Source organism: Pedobacter petrophilus (assembly GCF_009674725.1).
In the GTDB taxonomy this organism is placed as follows: domain Bacteria; phylum Bacteroidota; class Bacteroidia; order Sphingobacteriales; family Sphingobacteriaceae; genus Pedobacter; species Pedobacter petrophilus.
Window position 1 is genome coordinate 1 of sequence record NZ_WKKH01000025.1, and the last position, 15,697, is coordinate 15,697.

The 15,697-nt window shown below is 38.5% G+C and carries 13 protein-coding genes; 4 read left to right on the plus strand and 9 right to left on the minus strand.

Features of this window, described 5'->3' with window-relative positions; translation table 11 throughout:
• Positions 1-562: 562 nt before the first annotated feature.
• Both GJU39_RS15075 and GJU39_RS15080 read right to left on the minus strand, forming a co-directional pair.
• Positions 563-1,573 carry an inorganic phosphate transporter gene (locus GJU39_RS15075; protein WP_154281805.1) on the minus strand — a complete coding sequence of 337 codons (1,011 nt, stop codon included), beginning with the start codon at positions 1,571-1,573 and terminating at the stop codon, positions 563-565.
• 12 nt (positions 1,574-1,585) lie between these two features.
• Positions 1,586-2,227, minus strand: a complete 642-nt coding sequence (locus tag GJU39_RS15080) for a DUF47 domain-containing protein (RefSeq protein WP_029281757.1) — start codon at positions 2,225-2,227, stop codon at positions 1,586-1,588.
• Positions 2,228-2,557: 330 nt separating this feature from the next.
• On the opposite strand from GJU39_RS15080, the gene GJU39_RS15085 reads away from it, so the two are divergent.
• From GJU39_RS15085 to GJU39_RS15100, 4 genes are all read left to right on the plus strand, one after another.
• The gene (locus GJU39_RS15085; protein WP_154281807.1) at positions 2,558-4,345 is read left to right on the plus strand and encodes a hypothetical protein; all 1,788 of its coding nucleotides are present in this window, start codon (positions 2,558-2,560) and stop codon (positions 4,343-4,345) included.
• Between the two features lie 64 nt (positions 4,346-4,409).
• A complete protein-coding gene (locus GJU39_RS15090; RefSeq protein WP_154281809.1) occupies positions 4,410-6,230 on the plus strand; it encodes a hypothetical protein in 1,821 nt (606 codons plus the stop codon).
• A 50-nt stretch (positions 6,231-6,280) separates the two neighbouring features.
• On the plus strand, positions 6,281-6,838 hold the full coding sequence (locus tag GJU39_RS15095; protein ID WP_154281811.1) for a LemA family protein: 558 nt from the start codon (positions 6,281-6,283) through the stop codon (positions 6,836-6,838).
• A complete protein-coding gene (locus GJU39_RS15100; protein WP_154281813.1) occupies positions 6,838-7,794 on the plus strand; it encodes a DUF3137 domain-containing protein in 957 nt (318 codons plus the stop codon). Before GJU39_RS15095 ends, GJU39_RS15100 begins: the two co-directional genes overlap by 1 nt.
• A 10-nt stretch (positions 7,795-7,804) precedes the next feature.
• Here GJU39_RS15100 and GJU39_RS15105 read toward each other — a convergent pair whose 3' ends face one another.
• The 7 genes from GJU39_RS15105 to ypfJ form a co-directional block, all read right to left on the minus strand.
• Positions 7,805-8,170, minus strand: coding sequence for a response regulator (locus GJU39_RS15105; protein WP_154281815.1), 366 nt, complete (start codon positions 8,168-8,170; stop codon positions 7,805-7,807).
• 30 nt (positions 8,171-8,200) lie between these two features.
• Positions 8,201-8,788: a chemotaxis protein CheB gene (locus GJU39_RS15110; protein WP_154281817.1), complete on the minus strand. Its 588-nt coding sequence runs from the start codon at positions 8,786-8,788 to the stop codon at positions 8,201-8,203.
• Positions 8,773-9,591 carry a CheR family methyltransferase gene (locus GJU39_RS15115; RefSeq protein WP_342448214.1) on the minus strand — a complete coding sequence of 273 codons (819 nt, stop codon included), beginning with the start codon at positions 9,589-9,591 and terminating at the stop codon, positions 8,773-8,775. Before GJU39_RS15115 ends, GJU39_RS15110 begins: the two co-directional genes overlap by 16 nt.
• Position 9,592: 1 nt before the next feature.
• Complete coding sequence (locus GJU39_RS15120) at positions 9,593-9,964, minus strand: response regulator (protein ID WP_154281819.1); 372 nt, start codon at positions 9,962-9,964, stop codon at positions 9,593-9,595.
• A 15-nt stretch (positions 9,965-9,979) separates the two neighbouring features.
• Complete coding sequence (locus GJU39_RS15125) at positions 9,980-13,567, minus strand: response regulator (RefSeq protein WP_154281821.1); 3,588 nt, start codon at positions 13,565-13,567, stop codon at positions 9,980-9,982.
• A 23-nt stretch (positions 13,568-13,590) separates the two neighbouring features.
• A complete protein-coding gene (locus GJU39_RS15130; RefSeq protein ID WP_154281823.1) occupies positions 13,591-14,718 on the minus strand; it encodes a sensor histidine kinase in 1,128 nt (375 codons plus the stop codon).
• 105 nt (positions 14,719-14,823) lie between these two features.
• Positions 14,824-15,666, minus strand: coding sequence for a KPN_02809 family neutral zinc metallopeptidase (gene ypfJ / locus GJU39_RS15135; RefSeq protein ID WP_154281825.1), 843 nt, complete (start codon positions 15,664-15,666; stop codon positions 14,824-14,826).
• Between the last annotated feature and the right edge of the window lie 31 nt (positions 15,667-15,697).

A 15,697-nucleotide genomic window follows, 5' to 3' on the forward strand; every position in this document is an offset into this window, starting at 1 on the left:
GTAAGAGAAGGCGCAAAGAGCGCAAAGTTGGGTGGTTAGTAAAGTTGGTTTTACTACAGAGCACTGATAACACAGAATTGGGTGGATAGTATAGCGAGGTTTAACCGCAAAGAGCGGTAAGAGAAGGCGCAAAGAGCGCAAAGTTGGTGGTTAGTTAAAGTTGGTTTTACCACAGAGCGCACCAAGGAAGGCACCGGGAATACAGAGGTGGCGGCGGCTAGTTTATAGCGAAGTTTAACCGCAAAGAGTAGTAAGAGAAGGCGCAAAGAGCGCAAAGTTGGGTGGTTAGTAAAGTTGGTTTTACTACAGAGCACTGATAACACAGAATTGGGTGGATAGTATAGCGAGGTTTAACCGCAAAGAGCGGTAAGAGAAGGCGCAAAGAGCGCAAAGTTGGTTGGTTAGTTAAAGTTGGTTTTACCACAGAGCGCACCGAGGAAGAACACAAAGCTGGATAGACAATCAACGGGAATGTAATTAAAAGAAAGTAGGTAAAGGTGAAAATTACAAAAAAAGACCAAAGCCGTTAAGCCTTGGTCTTTAATATTTTAAAGGGCGTCTTCTATTTAAAGAAATAAATACCGGCGTAAATAATTGCAGCCAAAGTAGCTGAAACAGGAATGGTTAATACCCAGGCCCAGATTAAATTGATGGTTACACCCCAACGTACAGCGGAAACACTTTTCACTAATCCTACCCCTACAATTGAACCGGTAATGGTGTGTGTGGTAGAAACCGGAATAGCGAAATGCTCTGTAATTCCCAGCGTTACTGCGCCGGCAGTTTCAGCAGCAACACCTTCCAGTGCCGTAACTTTAGTAATTTTTGATCCCATTGTTTTCACAATTTTCCAGCCACCGCTCATGGTACCTAATGAAATTGCAGAGTAACAGGCAATCGGTACCCAAGTTGGTAAGGCTTCAAAATTTGGAATTACTTTAGAAGCGATTAAAGCAGTCGCGATAATTCCCATTACCTTTTGTGCATCGTTACCCCCGTGGAAGAAACTCAAGGCCGCAGATGATAGTAACTGTAAGCGCTTAAACCATTTTTCTGCTGTTGATGGCTTAGCATAACGGCAGATATTGATAATGATTAACGTGATCACCACCGAAATTACCATACCAATTATTGGTGCCAATACAATGAATGATACAATTTTTACCACATAACTCATGTTTACGGCATCCAGCGGACTAGCGCCAGTAAGCAAGGCATGTGTCATACCAGCACCTGCGAAACCGCCGATAAGTGTATGCGATGAACTGGAAGGAATACCGTACCACCAGGTTAACAGGTTCCAGATAATTGCGGCAACAAGTCCGGCAAGAATCACTTCCAGTGTAATATAATTTTCAATTACCGTTTTAGCAACCGTGTTGGCTACCTTATGATCGGTAAAATAAAAGTAAGCAGCAAAATTGAAAAGTGCAGCCCACAAAACCGCCTGAAAAGGCGTAAGAACTTTTGTAGAAACAACCGTTGCGATCGAATTCGCGGCATCGTGAAAGCCATTTATGTAATCGAAAGCAATGGCCAGAATTACAACAACAACCAATAAGGTAGTTACCATGTTTGTGTTTTATTAAGCGTTTTTAACCAGGATAGTTTCAAGTACATTCGCTACGTCTTCACACTTGTCTGTCGCTTTCTCTATCGTTTGTAAAACCTCTTTTTGTTTAATTAATTCGATTGCATTGGTTTCATATTCAAATAAACGGGCAACCGCCAAAGTAAATACATAGTCTGCCTGGTTTTCGCCGCTGTTAATGCGGATACAAGCATCTGCAATTACACGAATATTTTTGAAACTGCGCAATTCTTTAATCGCCTTATCAATATCAGTACACATTTCTACCAATAGCTCAGCGATTTTTACAATTGGCTCGTTAATGGTGTTCATATTATACATTTGCATGCGATTTGCAGTGCCGTAAATATAATCTGCAACATCATCTACCGCAGTAGCCAGCTGGTGAATATCTTCACGATCAAATGGTGTGATAAAGTTCCTGCTCAGCTCTAAGAAAATTGAATGGGTAATATCATCACCTACGTGTTCTAAACGTTCAATTTCCTTGAAAATAGTTTTTCTGCTTTCAGCATCAGCTGTGCTAACCATTTCTAAAAGAGATTCTGCGATTTTTAATGCATTACTGCCAGCTTGCTCAAAAAGAGGATGAAACTTTCTATCTTGAGGGGTAAAGAACTTAAAAATATTGTTCATGTTAATTCTTAATATGTTACAAAGCTACACGCTCAATGTTAAGTTAATGTTAAGTTACAGATTATTATTAAGGATTCAGGCAAATTTATCTAAGTTTCTGATTATCTGCGGATAATAAATCGTATCCCAGGTGTAGCCCAACCTGTTATCGTATGCTATTTATTAAACTACTGGTTAGAATTAACATTGGGTTTTAAAATTCCTCTTATTGAGCATTGGATTGAGAGTAACCTGATTAAGAGGTGCTTATATCTACCTATAACCGGTTAGACAAATGGTTGGAAAAAACCTTTCTAACGTTGGTGTGTTTAATAGCGATAACCCACAAAGATGACAGCTCAGAACAGAACCAAACTTTGGGTTTGGATTGGAAGTATTTTCGGATTGTTAATATTAATTCTGGCTTTCGGCGCCATGTTCATCAGCGCCAGATGGAAGCCTATACTCACAGAAAAGATCAAGCAGAGTGTTTATAATGGGTCTAACCATCTTTACACGATAGATTTCAAAAGCATTAACTTAAATGTCGTTACCGGGAGTCTTGCCTTACGGGAGGTTACTTTAATACCGAACCAATCAGTTTATGACAGTTTGAAAAAACAAAGGCTGGCACCGACACATGTTTTCGAAATTAAACTTAAAAAATTACAAATTACCAGGGCCAGTATCTTAACCGCTTACTTTAAGAAACGGCTGGATATTAATGCCATTATCCTCGATCGCCCATCTATTAACGTTACCTTCAATAGGGTTCCGAAACAGATCGATACGAACAAGGTTGAAAAATCACTTTACGGGCAAATCTCCAATACCTTTAAATCTGCCAGAGTTCATGCCATTAAAGTGATCGATGCCGACTTCAGCTACATCAATAGCGGTGCCCCTAAAAAAACCAGAAATGTGATCAAACATTTGGATATTACTGTTAAGGATTTCCTTTTAGATTCCCTTTCTGGTAAAGACACTTCCAGATTTTATTATACCAAAGATATTTCTTTTGAGATTGCGGGTTATAAATCTGTTACAAAAGATAAAATGTATAACATGAAGGTTGATACCATCAGGGGATCTACATCTTCAGAAAAAATATCAATCAAAGGCCTAAAATTAACGCCCCGCTATCCTGAATTGGAATTTACCAGAAAGTATAGTATTCAAAAAGATCGTTATGACCTTACTTTCAATGACATCGAATTTAATGGAATGGATTTTACCAGCCTGAATACCGATGAAAAGATCTATTCAAGGTCTGTAACTATCGGTCCGGCCAAGGTAGCGGTATTTATGAGTAGAGAGTCGCCACCATCTACCAAACTTGATAAAGGGGAAAACTATCCCCACATGGTACTAAAACGACTAAATATTCCAATTGCTATTGATACGGTAAGGCTTAAAAACGTTGATGTGAAATATTCCGAATATAGCCCGGCGAGTAAAAAAACCGGTACGGTATTATTTAGTTCGTTAAACGGAACTATCCTGAATGTGACCAATGATAGCTTAAAACTAATTAAAAACAACCATGCTAAAGCCAACCTGAATACACTCTTGATGGGTGCCGGAAAGATGAATATCAAAATAGATTTCAACCTTACCGATGCAAATGGTGCATTTGGTTATAGCGGAACCCTTGGTGCATTCAACTTCAAAAGGCTTAATTCGCTGGCTACTGCTTTAGGCCTGGTTAAAATTGAAAGCGGAAATATTCAACATCTTGATTTTAAAGCAAACGGAAATAAAACTAGCGCCTGGGGTTCGATTAATATGCTTTATACTAATCTCAAGGTGAAGTTATTATCAGACAATATCGATGGCGAAGGAACCAAAGAAAAAGGCCTTTTATCATTTTTAGCAAACTCGATTTTAATAAAAGATGCTAACCCTATAAAAGGAGACGTTCCCCGGACTGCAACAATGACGAATACCCGACTTAAATCTGCATCCTTTTTTAACCTGATGTGGAAAACCGTTTTCGTTGGGATAAAGGACATTGTTGGCGTAGGCATCGTGCCTGAAAAAAACCCGGTGAAACAGCAAAAAGATATTGCTAAAAAGATCCGTAAACAAAAAAGAGCTGATAAACGGGAAGCAAGAAAAGCAAAACGAGAGAAAAATTAATGTGCAGGGTTTAAGAAATACGTTTATAAATGTATATTGCTGTAGAATCCAGTCCATTCGTTAAATGCCAGAAACCAGAAGATACAGATATAAAATTATTAAATGGATTGCAGCGACATTTGTTATCGCTTTCGGCCTCCTGGCAGCCATTGCCTGGTTTTTAAATGTAAAATCGCGCCCACTTCTAACTGAACAAATTAAAACGCTCCTATACAAATCTACAGATAGCCTGTATACCATCAGTTTTTCAAAAGTTACCACCAATGTTTTAACGGGTAGTGCCACTTTGCAAAATGTTAAGATAACGGCTGATACCGTACGGTTTAAAGAATTAATCCGGTTAAAAAGAGCGCCAAACAACCTTTACACAGTTACTTTAAAAAAATTAGTCGTAAGGCATTTCCATCCCATCACCCTGTATCGTCAAAGAAAACTTCAAATTGAAGAAGTCATTTTTGATAAGCCGGAGGTACTTATGATGAACAGGCAGTTTGATTTTAATGAAGACAGGCCCCCCAGGCCAATTAAATCTCCTTACGCTTTCATTTCCAAAAATCTGGAAGAGTTCAGAATCAAAGCCATTCGTTTTCAGGATGCGAGTTTTAAATACGTTAATAAAAATGTAAATAAGCTGAATGTATTTGCTATTGACGACCTAAACATTACACTTACAGATTTACTGGTTGATTCTACTTCTGCTGATGATCCAACGAGATTCTACTTATTAAAAGACGTAATTATCAACCTCAATGATTATCAATACACCACACCCAATAAAATGTACAATATTAAGCTCAATAAGCTCGATTTTCGTGCATCAACCGGGAAGTTACGGGTAAATAAATTTGAACTCGAGCCACGTTATGATGAAATGCAATTTGCTAAAGTTGCCGGTCATGCCCTTGATCGGTTTCATATCCAGATGAGTGATATTTCCATGAGCGGCATAGATTTACCGGTTTACATTAGTAAACAAGAATTACGGGCAAAGGAAATGGGAATTACCAATGGCTTTATTTCTGTATTTAATAATGGAAGCGTTGACCAACAAGTGGGAGAATTAAAGATAGGCCGGTTTCCACACCAGCTCTTACAGAAGTTAGCCCCGCCTGTGCTGGTACAAAAAATTAAGTTAAAAGATGTTGATGTAAGTTACATCATCTATAATAGTGAAAGTCAGCAAAGGGGCAGAATATCTTTTGAGCATACATCCGGCATATTTAAAAATGTAACAAACCTTCCTAAAATTAAGGCTATAAATCCAACAATGGAGGCCAGCTTAAATACCCAGCTATTGGGGCAGGCCAGCTTGGATTTGAACTTCAAATTCAATTTAGAATCACCAAAAGGATATTTTGAATATAAGGGTGTTTTGCACAATTTTAATGCTAGGGTGCTCAATCAGATTACAAAACCATTAGGCCTGGTCAGAATAAACAGGGGAATTGTAGATAAGTTACAATTTGATTTTAAAGCCGATAATACCGGTGCTGTAGGAAAGGTAGATTTCTATTATTATGATTTATCCGTTGCTTTAATGCGAAATGATCCTGCTAAGGATCATCTGGTGGCTCGGGGTTTAATTTCAATTCTTGCCAATGCGCTGATCATTAACTCAGAAAATCCAAACCGAAATAATGAGTTCACTTCTTCTGTGGTGAATTATAAAAAACCTGACAGCTCATCATTTTTCAGTCTGATTTGGAGAAGCTTGTTTGAAGGCATTAAAAACAGTATTGGCATTACCGAAGAAAAGCAAAATGAAATTAAGCAACATATTGCTAATTTTAAGGAAATGCAGATAAACCACCAGATTAGAAAGCGTAATCGTTTAAAGCGGAGGCAACAGCGGGCACGCGAACACAGGCTAAATGAAGCGCGATAGGTGGCATGTTATTATATGTTTAGCTATATTTAAAAACAAAAAAGACAGATATGATTATTGTTTTAGTTATTCTAATCGCCTTATTTTTATTCGGCATTTTCTTCTATAATGGTTTAATTGGTAAAAAAAACCAGGTTACCAATGCATTTTCAGCCATAGATGTGATGCTTAAGAAACGTTTTGATTTAATTCCAAATCTGGTAGAAGTGGTTAAACAATATACCACCTACGAACAGGAAACGCTTACAAAAATTGTAGCGCTCCGCACAAAAGCTACAGCCGGAAATATTTCCGAAGCAGAAAAGGCAACCCTTGACGCGCAACTCAGTAGCAGCGTTAACGGCTTAATGGTCAATGTAGAAAACTATCCTGATTTAAAAGCAAATACGAATTTTATTAACCTGCAAACCACCTGGACAGAAAGCGAAGAACAAATTGCTGCTGCCCGAAGAACTTACAATTCTGCAGTGACCAGTTACAATAATTCCATTATGATGTTTCCGGGAAGCATTTTTGCTGGCATGTTAAATTTTCATCCTATCGCTGTTTTAGCTACCGCGGAAGAGGAACGAAAAAACATTAGTGCGAAAGACCTTTTTAACAATTGATGCAAGACTTTTTAGCGGGTAATGTGGCTTTACAAAATACTCTGGCCACCATGGAAGTTGAGCGCAGGAAAGTTGCTGCCGAGCAAAAAAGGGGTATTATTTACATTGGGATTGGCATTGGAGTTTGCATTGTTGGCCTTTTATTAGGCCTTCTTTTCTGGGCAGTGCTTGCTGGTTTAATACCCGTTATATATGGTATAATTGTGTTAGTTAAGATCCGCGAAGCAACGAAAGCTTACGAACGCGCTTATAAGCAAAATGTAATTGGCGAGGCGTTAAAGTTTATCGATCCAAATTTAACTATAAATCCTCTGGATGGAATTTCATCAGATGAGTTCAGTTATGCACAACTGTTTAATAAGCAGATTGATCGTTACAAAACAGAAGATCTGGTAAGCGGAAAAATTGATAAAACAAGCTTTTATTTTGCCGAGGTTCATGCAGAATACAAAACGGAGCGGGAAACGAAAGATGGCACAAAAACTTCCTGGATCGATATTTTTAGAGGCATTGTATTCGTTGCAGATTTTAATAAACACCTGAGCGGTGTAACTATTGTTAAACCGAAAGATCTGGTAAATACAGTAGGCTCATGGTTTTCAAAAAACATTTTTTCCTTCAGTGATCAGCATGTGATTCAATTGGAAAATCCTGCTTTCGACAGAACGTTCGTTACTTATGGAACTCATCAAATTGAATCCCGGTATGTTTTAACACCCGCTATGATGGAACGAATCCTGTATCTTAATGCCAATGCCCTTCAAAGTATTTCCTTATCTTTTATAGAATCGAAAATGTATATTGCTTTCCCTTTAGATCGAAATTATTTCGAAGCGCCCATATTTGAATCGTTACTTAATCCGGTTTCTCTAAATACAGATATCAATACCATTCGTTTCCTTTGCGATATTGTAAAAGAGCTTGATCTTAATACCAGAATCTGGGGTAAGGAATAATTGAAATGGCCTAACTCAAATGTTTTTTAACAATGTCTTCTAATGCAGCAATATCGAAAGGCTTAGAAAGATAGCTATCTGCGCCAGCCTCATCAGCTAATGCAGAAATATCATTATTTGCAGAGAAATAGATTACCGGGATATGTTTCAATGCAGGGTTGTTTTTTATGGCACGTGTAGCTTGTATACCACCCAAATCAGGTAGCCAGTTATCCATAAAAATAATATCTGGCATAAAAGCCGAAACTTGCTTTTCTATCTCATTTGCACTCTCTGATGTTTTAATTTCATAACCCGCATCCTCCAAAATGAATGTACACAGATCTAAAATATCTCTGTTATCATCGAAAACAAATACTTTTTTCGTATCAGCCATAACTCTATCTCCCGAAGGCAAATCTAACTACTATTTATTAATTAACCCGTTTATAAATGCGGCCATTTTTAAGCTATCCAATATAATACTGGGTTTCGCATAATTTAACGCCTGCTGAGGCATGTACGGCATAATAGCTGTTTCCGGATTCTGTATAACCGCTAAACCGCCATATTTCTTCACTATTTTCAATCCTTCTACACCATCTGCATTTGATCCCGACAATAGAATACAAACCAATTCATCTCTAAATACCTCTGCAGCAGACTGAAAGGTTACATCGATAGATGGACGGGAATAATTTACCTTTTCTGAATAATCCAATGATATCGTGTGGTTATTCTCAATCAGCAAATGGTAATCTGCGGGAACAATATAAATATAACCAGGCAATAATTTCGATTTTTCTTCTGCCTCCTGAACGGTTAAACTGGTTCTGTTTTTCAACAGATCCGTTAGCAATGAATCATTGCCAGATTTACGGTGCGTAACCACAAGAATTGGAAAGTTGATCCGGGTACTCAAATTCGGAAAAATTTCCAGCAAAACATCTAAACTTCCGGCAGAACCTCCAATGACCAAGGCACTACATTTACCATGAATTAAAGTTTCCGCCATATTTTTTCGGTTTTTATGCGTTTGTAGTCTTTTGCATTGGACCAAAAATCAAGACTTTCTTTACTTCCCAATGCCAGATAGCCAAGTTTTTCCAGGCTGTTATCAAATAATTGGAAAACTTTGTGCTGCAAATCCTTATCGAAGTATATTAATACATTTCTGCATAAGATAAGCTGAAACTCATTAAAGGAGTGATCAGAAACTAAATTATGCGTGGAAAAGATCATTTTACTGCTCAGAGACTCATCGAACTTAGCCAGCGTATAGTTTGCTGTATAATAGGATGAAAAATCTTTCAATCCGCCAGATTGTACATAATTTTCAGAATACCCCTTCAAATAATTTATTGGGAACATGCCCTGCTTTGCCTTTTCCAAAACCGAAGGATTAATATCAGTGGCATAGATGAGCGATTTGTTTAACAGATTGAGCTCTTTTAAAACTATAGCTAAAGAATAAGCCTCCTCGCCAGTTGAACATCCTGCCACCCAAATCCGAATAAAAGGATAGGTGCCCAATGCTGGTAAAACATCGTTCCGTAACGACTTATAGAAAGTTGGATCGCGAAACATTTCGGTCACGTTTACCGTAATTTCCTCTAAAAACCGCTTAAAATATTTATTATCGGTTCTAACAGCGTACCTGAACTCCGCAAAACTCACAAAGTTATCCAGCGTATATAAACGGGTAATTCGTCTTTTGATCGATGCATGAGAATACTCCAGAAAGTCGTATCCGTGTGCTTCCAGTACATCATTCAGAAGCGTTTCTACCTGTTCATTATCTATTGCGTCAATTATCACCTTATTTTGTTACCTCTTCTATTTGCTCTAATAATTCATCAACATTTATGGGCTTGGAAACATAGCCCGAAGCTCCGGCACTGAGGCAACGCTCCTTATCGCCAACCATGGCTTGTGCAGTTACGGCAAGTACCGGAATATTCTGCATTTTCGGCGATTTCTTCATCGCAGCCATTGCCTGGTAACCATCCATATCCGGCATCATCATGTCCATCAATACTACAGAAACATTTTCCCTTTCTTCAATAATGGCAAAACCATCCCGGGCACTTATAGCCGATAAACACTCGAAACCCTTAGCCTTTAAAACAGCTTTTAAAGCAAAAATGTTTCGGTTATCATCGTCTATTACAAGAATTATCTTTTGAGGCATATAATGTTAAACGTACTAAGATTTATAATGATTTTCATAGAGCCAAACGCGTAAAAGCGATACCAGCTGATCCATATCTACCGGCTTACTGATATAATCTGAAGCACCGGCAGCAATGCACTTTTCACGGTCGCCCATCATGGCTTTTGCTGTAACAGCTAAAATGGGTAAATTTCTGTATTTAAAATCCTGTCTGATGGCTGTTGTTGTTTCATAGCCATCTAACTCCGGCATCATCATATCCATCAAAACTACATCTACAGACGGGTTTTCATCCAACAATTTCAGGGCTTCTTTTCCATCTGTAGCAGCCAGCACCTTCATCTGATGCTGTTCTAACATTTTTGTTAGGGAAAAAATATTTCGAATATCATCATCAGCAACCAGAACAGTTTTGCCTTTCAGCACATCCTGCAACTCCGAGAATTTTTTGGGTGCTTTTGTTTTTTCCTTACTTTTTTCTTCTACCAGGTGGAGAAACAAACCAGCTTCGTCTAAAATTCTTTGATAAGAATGGGCAGTTTTAACCACAATCGAATCTGCATACTGCTTAATTCGGTTTTCTTCGCCTTTGGATAAGTTTTTACCTGTAAAAATAATAATCGGCAGGTTTTCCAGCCCTGGTGTTTTTTTAACAACTTCAAGGGTTTCATAAGCGTGTTTATCTGGAATTCCCATATCTAGAATTACACAATTAACATCTGTCTTATGCAATGCTGATACGCTTTCCCCTACCTGGTTTACAATTTCTGTTTGAATATTGAAATTGCTTAAGAAGTAACTTAATGCTTTTGCATGTTGCTCATTTTCTTCTACAATTAATACTTTTTTCGGGTGGCGGCTTAAGGCATGCTCCAACTTTGAAAAAATTTCCTGCATGTGCTCAAAAGCGAAAGGCTTATTGATAAAATCTACTGCTCCTTTAAGCAAACTCTCTTTTTTAACCTGAAGAGATGACATAATGTGAACGGGAATCGGACGTGTCTCCGGATCAGATTTTAACTCTTCCATTACCTGCCATCCATCTTTTACCGGCAATTGGATATCCAGCAAAATCGCCACAGGTTTATAAGCCTTGGCCATTTCGATACCCACATCTCCGCGAACAGCCACTAAACCCTTATAATTTCTTTTTCTGGTAAAATCCAATAGCGTTTTGGCAAAAGGCGTATCATCTTCAACAATCAGGATAACCTTATCGCCACTTTCGATATTATCACGGTCATCATCAATTTCCTGAGGAATATTCTCAACGGTTAAGTAACTTACCTTAGCTACCGGCGCTTCAACCGGTGCTATAAAAGATTTTTCCACCAAAGGCAGCGAGCCTTCAAAACCTTTATTTTTGTCGATTGGAAGGGTTAATGTGAATATACTTCCTTCATTTTCTTTACTTTTCAAATCGATGAAACCACCTAAAAGTTTCGCCAGTTCTCTACTGATTGATAAACCTAAACCGGTGCCACCAAACTTACGTCTGGTAGAGCCATCAGCTTGCTGAAAAGCTTCAAACACCATTGCCTGTTTATCCTGTGCAATGCCTACCCCGGTATCAGTAACCTCAAAAATTAAAGCATTTAGTTTCTCGTTTTTGCTGATCTTAAGCGTTACTGAACCATTCGGTGTAAATTTGATTGCGTTTGAAAGCAGATTTTTAAGAATCTGTTCTAAACGCATTTTATCGGTATTAAAATACTCAGGCACATCATCAGCCTTACTGATCACCAGTTCGAGTACTTTTTCTTTTGCAAGGGGATTAAACAACGACCGCATATTTAAAGCAATATCACTCACCTTAACATTGGTGCGATCGAGTTCCATTTTACCGGCCTCGATTTTAGATAAATCCAAAATCTCATCAATCAGGCTAAGCAAACCTTGCCCTGAACTTTGGATAACTTCAGCATATTCCTGATGTTCTTTATCGATCTCCTCATTCTCTGCCATCAACCGTGAAAGCAATAGAATCGAGTTTAGGGGAGTTCTTAACTCATGAGACATGTTGGCCAGGAATTCAGATTTATATCGGGTGCTTAGCTCTAGGGCTTCTGCTTTTTGTTGAATTTCCAGATTCCTTTGCTCGATCAATTCGTTTTTTTCTTCCAGTAGGCTGCTTCTTTCTTCAAGTTCCTGATTGCTCTGTAAAAGTTCTTCCTGTTGAACACGTAACTCCTCTTCAGAGGCTTGTAATTTTTGCGACTGGGCTTCAAGCTCAGCATTCATGCCCTCGAGCTCGTTATGCTGCACTTGTAATTCCTCAGACTGCGCCTGTGTTTCTTCTAATAACTGTTGTAATTTCTGCCTGTTCTGTGCACCCAGCAGTGCTGTTCCAACATCAGATAGAATTAAGTTTAAAAAGTGTAATTGTAGATCAGACAGCGGTTTTACTGCCCCGATCTCCATTCCTCCAACAGATATGCCGTTTCTAATAATTGGCAAGACAATTAATTGAGCCGGTTTTATATTTCCTGTGGCGTGTGTAATGGTGAGTTCATTTTGTGGTACATCATCCAAGATAATCGCTTTGCCAGATTTTACTGACTGACCGATTAAACCTTGCCCTAATTCTAAAACCGGCACCAGATTTTGCCCTTCTAGTGCATATTTGCCTTTTAAATGGAGGTAGCCGTCATCTTTAAATAAGTAGATCGCTCCGATCTGGCTTTTAGTATAAGTAACCAGAAAATCAATAATATCATCCGCCAGGTGGAAAACATCTTTCTCACCAACCATTTTCATATTAAGATTGGCCACACCTGTTTGAATCCATTCATTCTCTGCCAGTGTATCAAAAGATTTTTTCAAAGAAGAAGACATTGCATTTAAAGATCCCGAAAGTTCTCCAATGTCATCACGCGTTTGCGTATCTAAGGTAACGCCATAATTGCCGTTTGAGATTTGATGCGCAATTTCCTTTATGGCGATGATACGTTTCTCCATCTCCGTTTTCTTATCTTCAATCTCCTGCTGAAGCTTAACCCGCTCATCAAAATCCACGGATACCTTTTTGTAGAAAAACAGCGTAATCAATATGGCTAAAAATGCCGCCATCATGATCAAAATCGGAGTATAAGAAGTTAATTTGTTAAGTTCATTCGTACGGTCGACTAACAATCTCCGCTCCTCTTTCACCATCTTATTTACCGCACCGCGGGCCTGGTCCATGTATGTTTTACCCTGAAGCAGCACTGTTGGATCTATTCTCCCGCCAAGGGTTTTAATTTCAATAGTGGAGGTGATGATGTTTAAGCGCCGAACCAGAATCTCTTTTAGTTCTCCAATTGTTTTCTGCTGTGCAGGATTATCTTGTGTGGCTCTCGAGATGGTATCGATTGTTCTGAGCGCCAGGTCAGTAGCTCCGTTATAAGGCTCCAGGAATATTTTATTTCCGGTTAAAAGGTATCCTCTTTGTCCGGTTTCTGCATCTTTTAAGGTGGAAATTACACCTTCTAAATTCAGGATTACCTGATCGCTGTGCTTTACCAGTTCTGTGCTTTTAATCAGGTTCCGAATGCTTACGTAAGAGGCCAGCGAACTGATAAAAAGAATAATAAGCGACAAGCCTAAGCCTAAACGTAGATTATTTTTCAGGGTGGTTTTCATTAATATATTTTAGAGATCTTAGATTAATTATTGGGTACCTGTTCTTCGGTAATGGGAATGATGAAATAGAATTCAGAGCCTTCATCGGGCACGCTGTTTACACCAATGGTACCGCCATGTCTGTTGATAATTTCAGAACAGATGTACAGCCCGATGCCTAAGCCATTGAAACGATTGCTGTGTTCTTCCACACGATAAAATTTATCAAATATTTTAGCTTGCTGTTCTGAAGAAATGCCGATTCCGAAATCTTTAACAGCAAGGTAAAGTTTGCCATTTTTAATATTGGTGGTCACATTTACCTGGTTGGTTCCAGGAGCGTATTTTATGGCGTTGGTAATGAAATTGATCACCACCTGCTCCAAGCGCATTTCGTCGCCGTAAATATTGTCATCTGTTTTCCCAAGTTTGTTGATGGTAAAACCCGGGTTGGATTGTTGCAACATTTCTATGGCATTATTTACCATATTATCAGCGCAAAAATATTGCATGTTGAACTTCATTTTTCCACTTTCAATTTTGGAAATATCAAGTAAATCAACAATCAGTTCATTCAGTTTTTCTAACTGCACGCTGGCTTTGGCCAGGTGGTTCTGCGCCATGGTTTTATCATCCTTATTTAAACTGCGCTGAAGCAATTGAATGTAACCTTTTACACTGGTTAAAGGAGTTTTTAATTCGTGACTGGCAATGCTGATGAATTCGTCTTTTTTATTTTCTGCTTGTTTCCGAAATTCGATTTCTTCTAAAAGCTTCTCCTGTACTTCATTTAGCTTTCTGCTTTGCTCATAGATGCGGTAAAATGTTTTGATTTTGAGCAGCAGGACATTGATATCTACAGGTTTGGTAATATAATCGAGGCCGCCGCTGAGGTAACCTTTTGTTATAAATTTAAGTTCTGTATTTACTGCTGAGAGAAAAATAATGGCTGTGTCTTTGGCTTTACTAAAGCCCGAGATGGCTTCTGCTACTTCAAAACCATCCATATCTGGCATCTGAACATCAAGAATGATCAGCACATAATTGTTTTTCAGGACTTTTTTAAGCGCATCTTCACCTGATGATGCGGTATCAACCTCAAAATTGTGTGCTTGGAGTACTTTTTGTAAGGAGATCAGGTTTTCAGGCCTGTCATCAACTATAAGAATCATCTTTTATTATACAAATGAGAAGCCCGAAATAATTACGTTTGGTTCAGATACAAAATATCTTTAAATGTACACAAACATCCGACTTCGTAAAAAAGTTTTAATTATTTATAAATTATTTGAACTAAAGGTATCCCCTTGTTTGAAATCTCCGGTTTCGAAACCCTTTTTAAACCAGAACATCCGTTGTTCCGAAGTACCATGAGTAAAAGAATCTGGCTGCACATCGCCTGTAGCTTGCTTTTGCAGCTTATCATCGCCAATGGCATTGGCAGCTGTTAATGCTTCTTCTATATCGCCTTCTTCTAATTTAAAATCTTTTAGGTTTTGAGCATGATGAGCCCATAAACCTGCTAAAAAATCAGCTTGTAGCTCTAATTTCACTGATAGCCTATTGTATTCTTTTTCGCTTACCTGCCCACGGGCCTGATCCAGTTTTTCTGAAATGCCTAAAATATTCTGAACGTGATGACCAACTTCATGTGCAATTACATAAGCCTGCGCAAAATCACCAGCAGCACTGAAACGGTTTTTTAAATCATCATAAAAAGATAAATCAATGTACACTTTTTGGTCGCCAGGGCAATAGAACGGGCCTACATTCGCGTTTGCATTTCCACAAGCCGTTTGAACACCTTCTCTAAAAAGTCTTAGTTTCGGATATTCATATTGCTTACCCATTGCCTGGAATTGTTGGTCCCAAACCTGCTCCGTAGACTCCAAAACGCCAGAAACAAACTGGCCCTGTGCATCATCTGCAGGCACACCTTGTTTTACCTGCTCCGTACCTCCATTTGAAGGTAACTGACTCACTACACCTGTTAAATCTTTTCCAAATATTAAGCCTAATACAACGACGATTATTCCAATTCCGCCGCCCAAAATAGTTTTTCCACCGCCACCACTTCTTCCGTCTTCAACATTATTACTGCCTTTACCAAACCACTGCATAATTTATTTTTTTTTATTGTATGAATAACCT

Excerpts from the sequence above, each read along its gene's own strand:
- GJU39_RS15085 (WP_154281807.1), top strand. The coding sequence starts at position 2,558 with ATGACAGCTCAGAACAGAACCAAACTTTGGGTTTGGATTGGAAGTATT.
- GJU39_RS15090 (WP_154281809.1), top strand. The coding sequence starts at position 4,410 with ATGCCAGAAACCAGAAGATACAGATATAAAATTATTAAATGGATTGCA.
- GJU39_RS15110 (WP_154281817.1), bottom strand. The coding sequence starts at position 8,788 with ATGGCGGAAACTTTAATTCATGGTAAATGTAGTGCCTTGGTCATTGGA.
- GJU39_RS15125 (WP_154281821.1), bottom strand. The coding sequence starts at position 13,567 with ATGAAAACCACCCTGAAAAATAATCTACGTTTAGGCTTAGGCTTGTCG.
- ypfJ (WP_154281825.1), bottom strand. The coding sequence starts at position 15,666 with ATGCAGTGGTTTGGTAAAGGCAGTAATAATGTTGAAGACGGAAGAAGT.
- GJU39_RS15080 (WP_029281757.1), bottom strand. The coding sequence starts at position 2,227 with ATGAACAATATTTTTAAGTTCTTTACCCCTCAAGATAGAAAGTTTCAT.
- GJU39_RS15095 (WP_154281811.1), top strand. The coding sequence starts at position 6,281 with ATGATTATTGTTTTAGTTATTCTAATCGCCTTATTTTTATTCGGCATT.
- GJU39_RS15100 (WP_154281813.1), top strand. The coding sequence starts at position 6,838 with ATGCAAGACTTTTTAGCGGGTAATGTGGCTTTACAAAATACTCTGGCC.
- GJU39_RS15105 (WP_154281815.1), bottom strand. The coding sequence starts at position 8,170 with ATGGCTGATACGAAAAAAGTATTTGTTTTCGATGATAACAGAGATATT.
- GJU39_RS15120 (WP_154281819.1), bottom strand. The coding sequence starts at position 9,964 with ATGCCTCAAAAGATAATTCTTGTAATAGACGATGATAACCGAAACATT.
- GJU39_RS15130 (WP_154281823.1), bottom strand. The coding sequence starts at position 14,718 with ATGATTCTTATAGTTGATGACAGGCCTGAAAACCTGATCTCCTTACAA.
- GJU39_RS15075 (WP_154281805.1), bottom strand. The coding sequence starts at position 1,573 with ATGGTAACTACCTTATTGGTTGTTGTTGTAATTCTGGCCATTGCTTTC.